Raw genomic sequence first — 13,289 nt, 5'->3', positions numbered from 1 at the left:
GCAGAAACGCCGCTGCCGGCCAACCGGACGCCCCCACCCGGCACTCGCCGATCGAGTGCCTGAAGAGTGCGCGGCGCAGGGCAGCGCACCGGAGTTAGCTTCGCTGAGGTGAGGACATGATGCTGTTCGACGATTTGAGAGATAACGAGTGGGCGCTGGTCGAGGGTCTGTTTTGCTCGGAGCCCGCACGGAGTGAGCGGCGTGGCCGTCCCCGCGTGGAAGCCCGGTCGGTGGTCAACGCCGTACTGTGGGTACTGTCGACGGGTGAAGGTTGGTCGAAACTGCCGGGCCGCTATCCGTCCCCGCCGACCTGCCGCCGCCGCTTCGACGAATGGCAGGCCGACGGCACGCTCGCCGAGATCGTGAAGCGACTCGGCACGAGCGGCCGGCAAATCTCGCTGCGCGGACGCATCGGCGCAAGCGCGGCGAAGCCGCCTGCCCCGCCGAGCCGCGACCGGCTGCGCGGCGCCTTCTGGACCAACCCGGAATCCTGGCGCGCGCCCGTCAAGATGGCGTAACGCATGCTCGATCGGGCGGCTTCGGCCGCCCGGTTTCTTTCTGCGATGCGACTTTGTCGCGACGCATGTCTTGCCGTCGATTACCGTTGTCGTGCCGCGAAACATCTATTTACTATTATTTACAGCAAGCCTGCACTCCCACGCTTACCTTAGCGACATATCAACAGGCCGCACGGACGGCTTGAAGGGAGCCCCGCCATGAAAACAATGTCACTGCTCGTTGCATGCGGCATTGTCGTTTCCGTGGCGCTCGCCGCTCCTGTCCATGCCGACGATCGCGTGAAGCCGCCCCATCGCCAGCAGGATCATCGCAACACCCTCCGCCAGCCGCCGTCCGCCAACTCGTCCAGCCGGCAAACCGTGCCGCGCGGCGACTTGCGTGGCGACATCGCGAGCAACGCACGGGCGCGGATCGGCTCGCAGCCGCCGGGCGTGCCGCGTCATCCGTAGTCCTGCCGATTTCGACGTTTCGCCAAAGAAAATGCCCGCATCCGGGAACTGCGCCGCATGCGGCGAGTCACATCGTTGCCATGAGCACAGCGTGGCAGCAGCAAAAGTATCCGGTACGCCCGTATCCTCGCGATACGGGCTTTTTTTGCGTCGCCGGCCTGCCGCGGCGATGCACGGGGCGGGATGAAGAACCGCTACAGGCGGCTTTCGAGAATCGCCACGGCGCTCGCTTCGCTCAATGCGTAGTCGTCCATGCGGCGATCAGTCCAGGACAGTAATTTCTCGTCGCGCTCGAGGCGCGAGAATTCGGCTCGACCGCTGTCGGTCAGTACGGCGATGTCGACCGGTGCATGGAAGCCCGGTGCGGGGGCAACGGTTTTCTGCCTGACCGTGTCCATCAGCCCGAGCGAACGGAGATACTCGAACACGCCCGGGCGGCGTGCCCACGGTACCTGGCGGTACTGCACTCGTCTCAATGCGTCGAGCACCGCTTCGTTGGAATACGTGGCCATCTCGATTCTTTCTTAAAGTGCAGCGACAATGCGAAGCGGCGCGCCGGGCGGGGTCTCCGCCCGCCGAAACCGCCACCGATTCTGGAGGCCGACGTTGTTCGGCGTCGCGTCAGGGCCGGATCGTCAGCCGTCCATAAAAAGACACCATACCCCAATCAAATTGATTCTGTTCGATTCATTTGTACTTCTCTTCATCGGTTTCATGCTCTGCCGCAAGCGGCGTCGAACCATTTCGATCGTCGCCGCTGCGCTGTTCTGGCTGCTCGCGACGGGCTGGCTCGCCGCGCCGCTGATCGCCTGGAGCGAGGCAGGCGTCACGCCGGTCGAGCATCCCGACATGCATGGACGAACCACGCTGATCCTCATCGGCGCCGGCACGCTTCGCACCGATGCCGGATTGCAGCCGCCGCCCGACGGCGCCGCGCGCATCCGCAAGATTGCGGCGCTCTATCGCACGTGCCGGCAGCAGGCCGAACGCTGCACCGTGGTGATGTCGGGCGGCGACCCGCAGCATCACGGCGATACCGAGGCGGCCGTCTACGGGCGCCAGCTCGTCGCGCAAGGCGTGGCGCCGGCCGACCTCGTGCTCGAACCGAACAGCCGTACAACCTACGAAAACGCGAAATTCACTGCGTCTATACTACGCTCACAGTATGACGACGCGCGCATTCTCGTCACGTCGTCGTACCAGATGCGCCGGGCGCTGCTCGATTTCCGCCGCTTCGGCATCGATCCGCAACCCGTTTATGCGAATCTCCGGCGCGCGCAGACGGGGTGGCTGCCGCGCTGGCGCAATGTGGCCAACGCCGAACACGCGCTGCACGAGCTGGTCGGGATCGCGCAATTCCACGTGTATCGTTGGCTCGGCTGGTTTTGAGGACCGCATGGAAATCTCCGCACTCCGCTGGATGGCAGGCGCGTGACGAACCGCGCGAAGTGTTGCGCGACTTCAACGGGGCCTTGCGTCGTGCGGCGATCCGGTGCACATTGATCCGTCACTTTTGTTACACTCGACACGCACTCGATTGCAGTCGCCAGACAAAACGGCAACACTCGGGTTCATCACCACTTAGCGGAGGTAAAGCAATGAAGAAGACGTCCCTGGCTATCCTGGTAGCGATGTCGGCGCTGACTGGCGCAGCGTATGCGCAAGAGAGCACGCAGATCCAGACCATCACCGATCCGGCCAAGATCGCCGAGATCGAGCAGCGTGCACAAGCGCTGCAACAGCAGCAAGCGGCCGAAGCGGCTCAGCCGGCGGCGCAGGAAGAGCATCACCACGGCAAGAAGGCTGCGCATCACAAGGCAGCTGCGAAGAAGGCCGGCAAGAAGGCAAAGGCTGCAGACGCTGCCAGCCAGTAAGTTCGGCGGCACCGCATCAGCGAAAAGCCGAATCCGGGCAACCGGGTTCGGCTTTTTTGGTTGCGGCGCCCGCGCGCTGTGCTAAAGTCGCGCACCGAAATTTTCCACCCGTGCGCACCCCGGTGCGGAGGACAGCATGAGCAACATTCAACTCGACATCGAGTGGACCGAAGCCGCCACTCGCAAGATCAAGCAACTGATGCCCCGCGGCTCGGACGACGCGTTCCTCGCGCTGCCGCCGATCGAGTGCCTGCCGATGGAGGGCGACGTGCTGTTCCTCGGCCCGCAAGGCAAGCAGCAACCGTTCATCGTTGCCGAGCGCCAGTATCACCATGACGGCGACGCCGACTGGACGATCATCCTGATTCTCGACGTACCCAGCGCGTCGCACTAACGCGCCGCCGCGACCGGACACGTCCGGTCGCCCCACCCGGCTCAGGCTCAGACGAGCTTCGACAGCACGCGGATTTCGGAACGCTCGATCCAGTCCGCGGCCGCTTCGCGATAAGCGAGAATATGCGCGGCACGCGCATGAGCGGCCAGCGCCTCCTCGCTCTCCCAACGCTCGACGAATACGAACCGCGCGGGCTCCTTCAGATCGCGGTGCAGGTCGTACTGCAACGCGCCGGCTTCGTTGCGGGTGGGCTCGACGATTCCCTCGAGCACGGCGCGCAGTTTTTCCTCGGCCCCCGGCTTCGCCACGATCAGCGCCACGACTGCAATTTCCGCCATTCCCGCCTCCTTCATCCGAAAAAGTCCGAGAATACGCGAATCCCGCGCCGCACATCGGCTACCCGGATACGACATGGCGACGGCACCAAAAAAATAGCCCGCGCTTCAGAGAAGCGCGGGCGAAACCGTCGCCCTACGAGGATAGGCGACGGGGCCATCGAGATCCGCACGCTGGCGCGGACCATCATCTGTTGCGCCGACGCTTGGCGCGTCGGCATGTAAAGGCGTCGATCCCGTTGTTCATGCGCTCGCCGCGCATTCCCGGTCCCTGACGCCGTCCTCCCTGTTCTAACGATTCCAACCTATAAAGCAGGTTGCGTGCCAGGCATTACACGCGCAATATTCCATTGATTTATAAGGAAAAATTTTTAGATCGGCGACAATGTGACACGTGTTCTGTCGTCGTAACGCGGGGATGTTACGTAACGTCACGAGAAGGGACGGGCCCCGCCGAACATGCGCACACGCTGGCGAGCGGACATGAAAAAAGCCCGCCGAATGGCGGGCTTTTTCAAGGGTGCGGGAAACGCCGGGATCAGCGGAGCTGATTCACGAGCAACCCCATGATCTGGCGAGCGGCCGACGACGAATCGATTGCGCCCGAATCGTCGACGACCGCGACACGCGTCTGATCGGCCGTAAGCGCCTTCACGTTGACGCGATACTGCTTCGCCTGCTTTTCCTTCTTGCCGTGGAACAGCTGGCTCCAGAAGCCCTGCTCGGCCGAGCTCAGATCCTTCGGATCGACATAGCGCACGAAATACAGGCCCTTCGTGCGATCGCGATCGTCGACCGTGAAATTCGCGCGATCGAGCGCGAGACCGACGTGCAGCCACGACCGGTCGTACGGCTCGCCGAGCGTGACTTCGGACGGCACGGCCGCTTCGGCCGCGTCATTGCCTTGCGCCGACGTACGCGAGACGTTCTGCGCAGCGATCGCCGCGGCAGCCTTCGACGACGCGTCGGCATCGGCCTTCTTGTCCTTCGAGACCGCGTTGTCCTTGATGTTCGCGATCGGCGGTTCGCCGTTCTTCGCGCGCTGCTCGTTCTGCGCGAGCACGGCCATCAGCCGCTTCAGGTATTCCGTCTCGAGCGCCGGATCGTTCGGCTTCGGTTCCCACTTGCTCGAATCGTTGTTCGCGCCGGTGATCGCCTCGCGCATGCCCTTCTGGCTGATGAACACGTAGGTGCCGCCGTTCGGCGCCGAATCGAGACGCGTGCGGTACTTGTTGCGCTCGGCCGTCACGTACGAATTGCCCATCGCCTTCGAGATCACGCTGCGGATCAAGCCGTCGTTGATCTGCGGATGGGTTTCGTTCCAGTCGGTTTCCATCACGCCCTTGTCGCGCTGGTCGACGACGAGCAGGAAGCCCTGCTCCTGCCAGAAACGGCGAACCTGCGGCCAGATCGCGGCCGGCTGCTTGCCGTCGATCACGAGCCAGCTTTCGGTGCCGTCGCGCTGGATATGCATGCCGGCGACGGCCGGCGCGACGGTGTCCAGCGCAGGCGCGGCCTGCTGGACCTGCTGGAGCGCGGACAGGGAAGTCGCGCCGCCCTGGGGCGGCAGCGAACGCTGATCGGCCGTCTCGTCGAGCATGTTGGGCGGCACTGCGAGCGACGCTTCCTTCGATTTCGAATCGCTCTTGTAGTCCACTTTCGTGGGCGACGACGTACCGCAACCGGCGACGAGCGCGCCGGTGGCGAGCACTGCAGCGAACCGCATGGTAAGACGAAGATCAGTCATGTTCGGGGAATCCTCTTCCGCTAAATCACGGCGCTTTCCGTGGATCAACCTTGCATTTTACCGGGGCCGCGTTGCGATGTGCAAAAAAGCGGCGGCCAAGAAAAAACCCGCGTCAGCTTGAGCTGACGCGGGTTCTTGTCTGGTCGGGGCGAGAGGATTTGAACCTCCGACCACCTGCACCCCATGCAGCAGCGAAATCCGGCTGTCTCGCCCGTCGAATATAGGGGCGAAAGATCAGCCCTCTAACAAAATGCTCAATAAATAAGCACGAAGCGGCGAGCCATTCCGAGCAACGCCAAGCTGCTTATTAGAGGGCGGTCCGCGCGTCTCGCTGCATAACTGGCTTCTTGACGGAGCGGTGCCGTGGCGCGATACACTGTATATTCATACAGTGCAATATCGCCTCGACATGCTTCGGCAACCTCTTCCAACCTTTCAATCTCCATCCAACCGCGAGCTGCGCGAACTGTGGCGTCGCTATCCAGCCGGCCATGAGGTGAGGCGCCTGATTCTCGAAATCGCACGATGCCGGAAGCGGTTCGCTGAAGCCGAGGATCTCCGGAAAAGGGTGCAGTCTGTCTGGAACGAGGACGTGGGCGGCCACCTTGTGGCCCTTCACAAGCTACGCTTGGTTCTCCAGGACGAAGCTCGGTTCGCCGAGGATTAGCTTCGTCGCCGCATAGCCATCGTCATACAGGCGTTGTCGCGTCGCGACTGGCATATGGCGGTCGAATGAACTGGCATAGCCGGTCGGCACGCGCACGAATGTCGCCCCCGTAAGCTGATCGAAAGCAAAATGCGCGGCCTCGTTCGAGGCGAGCATCACGTCGATCATCCGCGGCGCGAGCGTCGTGAACCCATACCTGCCTGGCAGCAGCGGCGAGTCGTCGGACTCGAGGAAGATCCCGACCCGCGGCACCTCGTCAACCGTCAGATCGCTCACGGGCATGTTGTCGCACATCCCGCCGTCCACGAACAGGCCGCCCGCGACCGCTACCGGAGCGAACACAATCGGGATTGATGCGCTCGCGCGCGCCGCTACCGCGATCGGTATGTCGGGCGTTGATGCACGGGAGAATTGGAACTCGCGTTCGCTGAGAAGATCCGTCGCGATTATTTTCAGGTCGATTTCGATCTCCGCGAATGTCTTGCCGCCAGTAACTCTGGTCAGATACCCGCGCAGGGCTTCCCCGCTGCACAGAGCCTGTTGACGAATCAGCGTCCACGGCGAAAAGCTCATCATCCGCGACCAGTCCACCTCCATCAGCATCTGCCGCATCACGTCGAGCGGCAGGCCGCTCGCATACAGACTGGCGACAATGGAACCGCCGGATGTGCCGGCGAGCTCCACGATCGTATAGCCAGCCTCCTCGATCGCCTGCAGCGCGCCAAGGTGCGCGCCGAGGCGAAAGCCGCTACCGCTCAGTGCGACGCGGATCGGTTTCATCACAGCGGGTTCACGATGAACGTTGACGACCCGAACTCGCCGAAATTGACCGCCGGGACCGTGATGGTGCCGATGTCGACAGGGCGCAGGCGCTCTTCGAGCATTTCGAGTCGCTGATTGAGCGACCGGAAATTGCGATTCAGGTCGTCAGCCGTCAGCACGTCGCCGCGATGGAACGTCGTCATTGGGGCCGGCGCAATCGGCGCAGGCGAGACGGACGATGCAGGGGACGCGGCCGCCGGCGCAGTCACCGTTGCCGGCGGAAATGCCACGTCGATCATGCCCTTGACCGTGCCGATCGCGAGCACTGCGGTCACCTGGTCGGACTGCGACAGCCCGGAAGCCTTCACGACCGTGATGAGCAGCGGCGCGACCGCCGACGAGATCGACTGGACGTTGACCTGCGTGACGGACACGCCGGCCGCGCACACGGCATCGACGTTCGGGGCGATCTTCTCGTTCAGCGTGACGGCCGCACCGCCCGTGAAAACGCCTGCCTGTGAAAGCGTGCTGATCTCGGCCTGCAGCAACGGGCAGACCTTCGAGGCGACCTGCGCGGGCGTTTGCACGGAAAACAACGAACACGCGCTGAGCAGCGCAACGGACGCGACAACGCCTGCCGCGAGCAGCATCGAAAAACGCTTCATGGGAGTTTCCTTACTTGAGGGTCTTGAGCGCCGTCACTGCAGCGGAAGTTGCCGCGCCGACGACATCGGATGCCGCTGCCGCGGCGGTTGCCTGCCCTGCGAATGCTTCGACGTCGGTTTCGCGGAGCGAGATGGAATAGCTGTTGTCGGATTGATGCGTAAATGTCGCCTCGACGGTCGCCATCTGCTTACCGTTCCAGACACGCAAGACGCAGCAGCCGATCAGCGTGCCGCCTGCGTCGACGAGCGGCGATACCTCGTATCGAGCGATGCCGGCATATCGAAGCGAGTCGCAACCAGCAAGCGCGAGACATGCCGATAGCGCGATCGCGGCGCGAATCACTGGATCGTCGGCGCCGGCGCCGCCTGCGGAATCGGAGCCGCCGGTACCGGTGTCGCCGTGGTGGTCACGGAAACGGAGCTGGTCACCGGTTTCGGCGTAGGCTCCATCAGTTCGGCCGTCCCGGTCAGTCCGGTAACGATCGGGCCGACCGAACCGGCCGTGGCGTGATAGACGCCGAGACCGGCCAGCGTGTAACCGATCGCGTCCACCAGCGACTGCGGCGGCACGTAGTGCAGCAGCACCAGCGCAAGCCAGGCGCCGAACAACAGGACAGCTGCGACGAACTTCATCCACGGACTCATGTGGGGTTTCTCCTAAAAATGCCGCAGGGTGCGGCGGGTTAAATTGCGACGCCGAGCGCCGCCCTGCACGAATCCCAGAGCGCCAGGCGGTCAGGCATGCCGTTCGGCGTGGCCGCCGAGCGCGGATTGCCGAGGTTGATCGCGCGGCTAATCGACAGAAAGTCGCCGGCGTCGGCGAACGCACTCAAGGCGTTATCCGCCCAGAATTGCGCGGAGGCCTCGACCGCCACGCTGGGCTGCACGATCTGGTCCGGGTTGCCCTCGAGATCAACGCCGATCTTTTGCCCCATCACGCGGTAGTTGTAACGTCCCGTGATCTGAATGAGACCGCCACCGCGGTACCGGAAACCGTCGCCGGCTTGCGTATTGCCCAGCTCGACGGCCTTTACGGCGGGCGGTTCGTATGCGCGCTGCGCGGGTGTTGGACCCCAGAGCTCGCGCAGCCACTGGAAACGACCGCACTCGTGCCCGCACTGAGCGAGAAACGCAGCCTGGCGCGCCGGCGAATCGATCGCATATAGCGCCATCGCGGCCGACAGCGGATCGACCCACGGAGTCGCGACCGCGATCGGGATCTGCAGTGCGGCAGAAAGGGTTTGTGGTGTCATGGTCATCCCAGAAGCAGTTTCACGACCGCATTCGCCCAATCGGGAATCGGTTCGTGCCTCATGTAGCGAAAGACGATCACGCCGACCGTGCCGAATGCGATCGTTGGGCCAGCGACGTGCCGGACGAGGAAGCGCCACGCATCGGCTAAGCGGCACAGAGCGCGCACCACCCGCGCGCCGCCCTCCCAGGTGTCGACCATCGATTGCGTGTTCGTTTGAATTTTTGAGACCGATGCGACGATCGAGTCGATCTTCTCGTCCTGCCGTTGAAGGTGCTCCTTCACGGCCTCGTCACTGGCGTCGATGCGCCGCTCGAGCCTTGAAAAGCGCTTCTCTCCTGCCCGGAACCGCTCTTCGACGCGCGCGTTCCCCGATGCGTTGTCGGACATTCATCCCCCGGAAATGAAACAGGCCGCCCGAAGGCGGCCCGCGTTGATGGCGTAGTGCTTTCTTTATTCGGCTACCCAAGCGGTACCGTTGTAGAACGTCGGGCACACGGTCGAGCCACCTCCCGTCAGCGATCCCATGAACGTGCAGCTGGTGGCATCTGTTACATACGCGCGCATGCCGATTGCTCCCGCCGGCAGCGTCGAGACCGTATAGCCGGCCGTCTTCACCGGGCCGGTGGCCGTGACGGTACCCGTCGTACCGCTGACGCTGAAGAGATTCGGGAGCTTGTTCGCGGACGTGCCGCCAGCCGGAATGCGCCCGATGTGAAACTCGTCATCGGTACCGCCGATCGACATCTCCCACGATGGAATCGACGTGCTGTCTTGAGCCCCCGAAAGGCCCACGTTCGTCGTGATCGCGAAGTTGTTCGTGTTGTCCCGTTCGCGGAACCGCGCGAGCGAGTTCTGCATGCCGATCGTGAACGGCGTCGGTGTGCCGATGGTGCCGACGTTCACCGCCCCGCTCCCCTGCGTGCTGAAGTTGATGTCGCCGGTCTTCGACACGACGCGCATGGCCATCAACGACGAACCCGGGAAAGACGAAGCGCCCGAGCTGTGCGTGACGATGATCCCAAAATCGGTATCGTCAGGATCTCCCGCCGTCAGGTTCCCGACCTCTGCATACAGCAAGTCCGGATAGAACCCGCCGCTCGTACCCGTGCTGACGCGCGAATAACCGAACGCTCCGCGCTCGATGCCGTTCACGTTGTCGACGAAGCGGAGTGCAGCATTGCCGGAAACACCAGTATCCGGCGCTATGCTGTTGTTCTGAATCGTGATGACGTTGTCGTACCAGATGCCCCTGTTCGGCACGACCATGTTGTAGAACGCACGCGTATTCCAGAGGCTCGGATAGAACTGGTTGCCGCCGATCGAAAAGACGTCGTACCCGGTGTTGTTCGCGAGCTTTACGTTCTGCGAACTCGACAGATTGTTGACCGATCCTGTCTGGTTGTCCGCGAAAAAATTGTTGCTCGCGTTCAGGCGCCCCGTGAACGTCGAGGCGATCTGCAATCCGTAAGTCTGGTTGTTGCCGACGTTCGTATACTGCGTCGCGTGCGTGCCGCTGATCGTGATCGCATCGCCGCCGAGCACCGAGATTCCAGCGTAACCGCCGCCCGTCGACGAGTTCCCGATCACGGACGAGCCGTCGAGCTGGACGTTCGTCCCGTTGACAATCTTCACGCCTTCTTTCACGTTCTTGACCGACTGCAGGTTCGAAAACGTGACGTTGTAGACGCCACTCGGATACGGCGTCGCGCTCGTGCTGGCGAGGTTCGATCCGTCGATGACCAGGCCCGCGCCGGACGAGAATCCGATTCGGTTATTCGTGAACTGCAGCGAGTATGCAACGCCCGTGCCAGTCGGCTTGATCACGACAGCGTCCCCCTGCGACGCGTCGAAGTCGTTGTTGTCGACGAACAGGTCGAACACCTGACCGCTGTAATAGCTTGGCGTGCCCGTGGCCGTCGTCGGAGCGACGAGTAGCGCCGTCCCCTGGGCATCGATTGCGCTGTGCGACAGGTGCAGCATTCCCGTTGAGGTGACGTTCACGCCGGCATGGTTTGGCGAATCGTTGTATGCGCTGACGTACTCGAGGAATTGCCCGGGGCCGCCGTTGATCTGGAAACTGTCATAGATCGCCTGCGAGACGCTCACGTGGCTCAGCTTGACGATACCGGTCTGGTTCGTAACGACGCCGTTGTAGGTGCCCTTGATCTCGACGTTCCGGAACGAGGTATCGGACGCCGTCGTGACGTTGATGCCCGCCCCGGCCGTCGGTGTCGTCGCGTTCGGGTTGTAGATCGAGAGGTTCGATACCCCGCCGCCGAAGAAATTGCCATTGAACTTGACGACGTCGGCCGTCGAGCTGCTCGTCTGGATCGTGGTTCGGTAAGGACCATCCCCGACCAGATAGATCCCCGCCGACGTGATGTTCAGCGCGCCGCTGACGAGATACGTACCTGCGGGGAAAAACAGCTGCCCCACATTGCCGGTCGAGGCAATGAAGTTGATCGCGCGCTGAATGCATGAAGTCGTGTCCGACGCGCCAGTCGAATCGCAGCCAAAGTCCTTGACGCTGATGCGATCCTGCAAGCGCTGCTGCACGGTACGTGTTGTAGCGCTGGTCCACGCCGGCGAGTACTGCAGGTTCGGCAACGTCGCGGTGCCAGACACCGACAACGATGGCGTGGTAAGCGGCCCGGTCATCGTGCCGCCCGCAAGTGGCAGCACATTCGAGAACGCATTGTTGAGTTGTCCAGCCGTCAACAGCTGCCCGGGAACGAACTGCGCAGTCGCGAAAGTCGGCAACAGCGTCGCCGCAACCGCCAACCAAGAGATGATCTTTTTCTGCATGGTGAATAACACTGGAGAATGACCGGTTGCGAAGGCTATGCCGCGACGCTCGTCGTCGCGTTTGGCCACACGACAGCAACAACATCAGGAATCGTGGTCGCAGCATCGATCTCCGATTTCAGATTTTGCCTAGTCTGGAACGCTACCCAACCCCGCTCCAACATCGCGCCGTAGAGGCCCTGCAGGTCGGCCAGCGTGAACGCGACTTTTGCGTTTCCAGCGGACACCCAGTAAAAGCCGGCTGGCGTCGATCCGACGATCGCATATCCCTGCTCGGCCGTTTTCAGAATATCCTGGCTGTCCACGTCAGCCTGGAACAATTCCGTCACACCGGCCGCGGTCGTAAAGCTCACCGGCTGCTGAATTGCAACTGCATACGCTGCGTCGATCACGGTTTTCTGCGCAGATCGAGCCGCAGCCAGCAACGTGCTGGCAGTCGGCGCTGCCGGCGCCGTCAAGACGCCCGACACCACGGTATAGCCAGGTGTCGACGCCGCTGCCTGCCACTGCGCCTCGGTGATCTCGACCGCTTCAATGCCGGCCGGTACCGGGCTGTCGATGCTGTCATAGAACGCCACGACGGCGCCGGCGGAATCGTATGCTGCGAATTTTTGACCCATGGTTTTTCCTCAAAATCCGATCGCGATCCAAGAGACGAGCGCGTTGGAATACGCGTTGCTGGAGGTCAATGCCGCCAGTTGCATACCCGTTTTCGTGCCTGTGTTGTATTGCGGCGACAGTGATGCCGATCCCGATCCCGTCGCGGTCGCAGTCGCTTGCAAAAATGCGTTCGGAAATGCAATCGGGAACGTTACCCCGACATAACCACTCGTCGAGCACGTGGTTGCGCCCCATTGGATGATCAAGCCGCTGGGCAGCTTCTGGTACCCGACGGAAGCGAGCTGAGACCCGAAAAGCGAGTCATATGGAAGACAGGCTGAGCCTCCTACCGAGACCCATGCATTCGCGTTCGGCTGCGCCGCCAGCGCCAGAGTTCCGCCCGGCGGGATAGTGATCGACGTCAGTCCGTACGTGTTGCCGACGACAAACGTGTCAGTCGTGCCCTGCCGCGCGACCGTTTGCGGCACGGTGGACTGATTCGTGAATACCAGGGAATCGCCCGAGGTGCAGGTCGATGAAACAGGCGCGGTCGCGGTCCGGGACGCGCTCCCGATGAACTGGAAGGAACTGCCGACGTCAGCGGCCGTCAACGTAACGTTCGTCGTGATCGCATCCTTCAGTACCTGAAAGTTACCGAGCGGACGCTGTACTCCCAAACATTCGATCAGCACCCAGCACAATGCGCCGCCATTTACGAGCGGGCTAATGAACGAAACAAGCCGCGCAACGCCATCGGTCGCGAGCTCGCCCCCTCTCAATTGAGCGCCGCCGAGCGTAACAATCGGTGCCGACGCGAGCCCATCAGGCGCATACGTCGACGCCCCAGTATTCGCGTGGGCGATCTGTACGACTTGCACAACCCCCGAAGTTTCCGGAAGAATCGGCATAGGGGTTGGATTTTCTGCCGCATAGGCGTTCGCTGATCCGACATCGGCGAGCACCGTTGCGCGCGAGCCGAGCACATGAATCGCAGCCAGAATTTGACTGTATGTCGTCTTGCTAAGCGTAAGCCCCGCAGCGACGACGAGATTGCACAGCTCTTCTTGGACCATGTTCAGCCAGTCGGCGTCCAAAATCGTCGCGGCCTGTCCGGTAGCCGGATTACCCCCGGTAAAATAGCCTGGCGTGCCAGCTGCTGCCGGGACTGGGAGCGAGGTAACGGCCGTAGTCTGATCGGTGCGGAACATCGTTTCTCC

At 62.6% G+C, this 13,289-nt stretch carries 16 protein-coding genes and 1 pseudogene; 5 read left to right on the top strand and 12 right to left on the bottom strand.

The features are described 5' to 3' along the window. Positions 1-119: 119 nt before the first annotated feature. A pseudogene (locus H0X90_RS21925) lies at positions 120-506 on the top strand (transposase); the annotation flags it as partial. Between the two features lie 210 nt (positions 507-716). Beyond that, positions 717-968 (top strand): hypothetical protein, encoded by a 252-nt coding sequence (locus H0X90_RS21920; protein WP_006495353.1) that lies wholly within the window; start codon positions 717-719, stop codon positions 966-968. Between the two features lie 194 nt (positions 969-1,162). On the opposite strand, the gene H0X90_RS21915 is transcribed toward H0X90_RS21920, so the two are convergent. After that, positions 1,163-1,480, bottom strand: coding sequence for a hypothetical protein (locus H0X90_RS21915; protein ID WP_006495354.1), 318 nt, complete (start codon positions 1,478-1,480; stop codon positions 1,163-1,165). 160 nt (positions 1,481-1,640) lie between these two features. On the opposite strand from H0X90_RS21915, the gene H0X90_RS21910 reads away from it, so the two are divergent. From H0X90_RS21910 to H0X90_RS21900, 3 genes are all read left to right on the top strand, one after another. Next, a complete protein-coding gene (locus H0X90_RS21910) occupies positions 1,641-2,357 on the top strand; it encodes a YdcF family protein (RefSeq protein ID WP_012492558.1) in 717 nt (238 codons plus the stop codon). Positions 2,358-2,566: 209 nt separating this feature from the next. Then, complete coding sequence (locus tag H0X90_RS21905) at positions 2,567-2,842, top strand: hypothetical protein (protein ID WP_006486101.1); 276 nt, start codon at positions 2,567-2,569, stop codon at positions 2,840-2,842. 136 nt (positions 2,843-2,978) lie between these two features. Beyond that, on the top strand, positions 2,979-3,236 hold the full coding sequence (locus H0X90_RS21900) for a hypothetical protein (protein ID WP_006486090.1): 258 nt from the start codon (positions 2,979-2,981) through the stop codon (positions 3,234-3,236). 47 nt (positions 3,237-3,283) lie between these two features. On the opposite strand, the gene H0X90_RS21895 is transcribed toward H0X90_RS21900, so the two are convergent. From H0X90_RS21895 to H0X90_RS21850, 11 genes are all read right to left on the bottom strand, one after another. Beyond that, a complete protein-coding gene (locus tag H0X90_RS21895) occupies positions 3,284-3,574 on the bottom strand; it encodes a putative quinol monooxygenase (RefSeq protein ID WP_077190106.1) in 291 nt (96 codons plus the stop codon). 535 nt (positions 3,575-4,109) lie between these two features. Beyond that, complete coding sequence (gene bamC, locus H0X90_RS21890) at positions 4,110-5,318, bottom strand: outer membrane protein assembly factor BamC (protein ID WP_012492557.1); 1,209 nt, start codon at positions 5,316-5,318, stop codon at positions 4,110-4,112. Positions 5,319-5,940: 622 nt separating this feature from the next. Continuing rightward, the gene (locus H0X90_RS21885) at positions 5,941-6,765 is read right to left on the bottom strand and encodes a patatin-like phospholipase family protein (protein ID WP_196438226.1); all 825 of its coding nucleotides are present in this window, start codon (positions 6,763-6,765) and stop codon (positions 5,941-5,943) included. Beyond that, positions 6,765-7,412: a hypothetical protein gene (locus tag H0X90_RS21880; RefSeq protein WP_196438225.1), complete on the bottom strand. Its 648-nt coding sequence runs from the start codon at positions 7,410-7,412 to the stop codon at positions 6,765-6,767. Before H0X90_RS21880 ends, H0X90_RS21885 begins: the two co-directional genes overlap by 1 nt. Before the next feature lie 10 nt (positions 7,413-7,422). Then, positions 7,423-7,755, bottom strand: coding sequence for a hypothetical protein (locus H0X90_RS21875; protein WP_196438224.1), 333 nt, complete (start codon positions 7,753-7,755; stop codon positions 7,423-7,425). After that, entirely contained in the window at positions 7,752-8,057 is a 306-nt protein-coding gene (locus H0X90_RS21870; protein ID WP_196438223.1) for a hypothetical protein, read from the bottom strand. The genes H0X90_RS21875 and H0X90_RS21870 overlap by 4 nt, the downstream gene beginning before the upstream one ends. A 38-nt stretch (positions 8,058-8,095) precedes the next feature. Further along, positions 8,096-8,665, bottom strand: a complete 570-nt coding sequence (locus tag H0X90_RS21865) for a glycoside hydrolase family 19 protein (protein ID WP_230877563.1) — start codon at positions 8,663-8,665, stop codon at positions 8,096-8,098. 2 nt (positions 8,666-8,667) lie between these two features. Further along, on the bottom strand, positions 8,668-9,054 hold the full coding sequence (locus H0X90_RS35790; protein WP_230877562.1) for a hypothetical protein: 387 nt from the start codon (positions 9,052-9,054) through the stop codon (positions 8,668-8,670). 63 nt (positions 9,055-9,117) lie between these two features. Next, the gene (locus H0X90_RS21860; protein WP_196438221.1) at positions 9,118-11,472 is read right to left on the bottom strand and encodes a glycosyl hydrolase family 28-related protein; all 2,355 of its coding nucleotides are present in this window, start codon (positions 11,470-11,472) and stop codon (positions 9,118-9,120) included. A gap of 35 nt (positions 11,473-11,507) precedes the next feature. Next, positions 11,508-12,092: a DUF4376 domain-containing protein gene (locus H0X90_RS21855; RefSeq protein WP_196438220.1), complete on the bottom strand. Its 585-nt coding sequence runs from the start codon at positions 12,090-12,092 to the stop codon at positions 11,508-11,510. Positions 12,093-12,101: 9 nt separating this feature from the next. Continuing rightward, positions 12,102-13,280 carry a hypothetical protein gene (locus H0X90_RS21850; RefSeq protein ID WP_196438219.1) on the bottom strand — a complete coding sequence of 393 codons (1,179 nt, stop codon included), beginning with the start codon at positions 13,278-13,280 and terminating at the stop codon, positions 12,102-12,104. Positions 13,281-13,289 lie beyond the last annotated feature (9 nt).

The organism is Burkholderia sp. 9775_39 (genome assembly GCF_015712225.1).
GTDB classification, from domain to species: domain Bacteria; phylum Pseudomonadota; class Gammaproteobacteria; order Burkholderiales; family Burkholderiaceae; genus Burkholderia; species Burkholderia cenocepacia.
This window is presented reverse-complemented; position numbering and strand designations above follow the sequence as displayed.

What these genes read in the sequence shown, in the direction of transcription:
- H0X90_RS21920 (WP_006495353.1), top strand. Translation starts at nt 717, where the DNA reads ATGAAAACAATGTCACTGCTCGTTGCATGCGGCATTGTCGTTTCCGTG.
- H0X90_RS21915 (WP_006495354.1), bottom strand. Translation starts at nt 1,480, where the DNA reads ATGGCCACGTATTCCAACGAAGCGGTGCTCGACGCATTGAGACGAGTG.
- H0X90_RS21905 (WP_006486101.1), top strand. Translation starts at nt 2,567, where the DNA reads ATGAAGAAGACGTCCCTGGCTATCCTGGTAGCGATGTCGGCGCTGACT.
- H0X90_RS21900 (WP_006486090.1), top strand. Translation starts at nt 2,979, where the DNA reads ATGAGCAACATTCAACTCGACATCGAGTGGACCGAAGCCGCCACTCGC.
- H0X90_RS21895 (WP_077190106.1), bottom strand. Translation starts at nt 3,574, where the DNA reads ATGGCGGAAATTGCAGTCGTGGCGCTGATCGTGGCGAAGCCGGGGGCC.
- bamC (WP_012492557.1), bottom strand. Translation starts at nt 5,318, where the DNA reads ATGACTGATCTTCGTCTTACCATGCGGTTCGCTGCAGTGCTCGCCACC.
- H0X90_RS21885 (WP_196438226.1), bottom strand. Translation starts at nt 6,765, where the DNA reads ATGAAACCGATCCGCGTCGCACTGAGCGGTAGCGGCTTTCGCCTCGGC.
- H0X90_RS21880 (WP_196438225.1), bottom strand. Translation starts at nt 7,412, where the DNA reads ATGAAGCGTTTTTCGATGCTGCTCGCGGCAGGCGTTGTCGCGTCCGTT.
- H0X90_RS21870 (WP_196438223.1), bottom strand. Translation starts at nt 8,057, where the DNA reads ATGAGTCCGTGGATGAAGTTCGTCGCAGCTGTCCTGTTGTTCGGCGCC.
- H0X90_RS21865 (WP_230877563.1), bottom strand. Translation starts at nt 8,665, where the DNA reads ATGACACCACAAACCCTTTCTGCCGCACTGCAGATCCCGATCGCGGTC.
- H0X90_RS35790 (WP_230877562.1), bottom strand. Translation starts at nt 9,054, where the DNA reads ATGTCCGACAACGCATCGGGGAACGCGCGCGTCGAAGAGCGGTTCCGG.
- H0X90_RS21860 (WP_196438221.1), bottom strand. Translation starts at nt 11,472, where the DNA reads ATGCAGAAAAAGATCATCTCTTGGTTGGCGGTTGCGGCGACGCTGTTG.
- H0X90_RS21855 (WP_196438220.1), bottom strand. Translation starts at nt 12,092, where the DNA reads ATGGGTCAAAAATTCGCAGCATACGATTCCGCCGGCGCCGTCGTGGCG.
- H0X90_RS21850 (WP_196438219.1), bottom strand. Translation starts at nt 13,280, where the DNA reads ATGTTCCGCACCGATCAGACTACGGCCGTTACCTCGCTCCCAGTCCCG.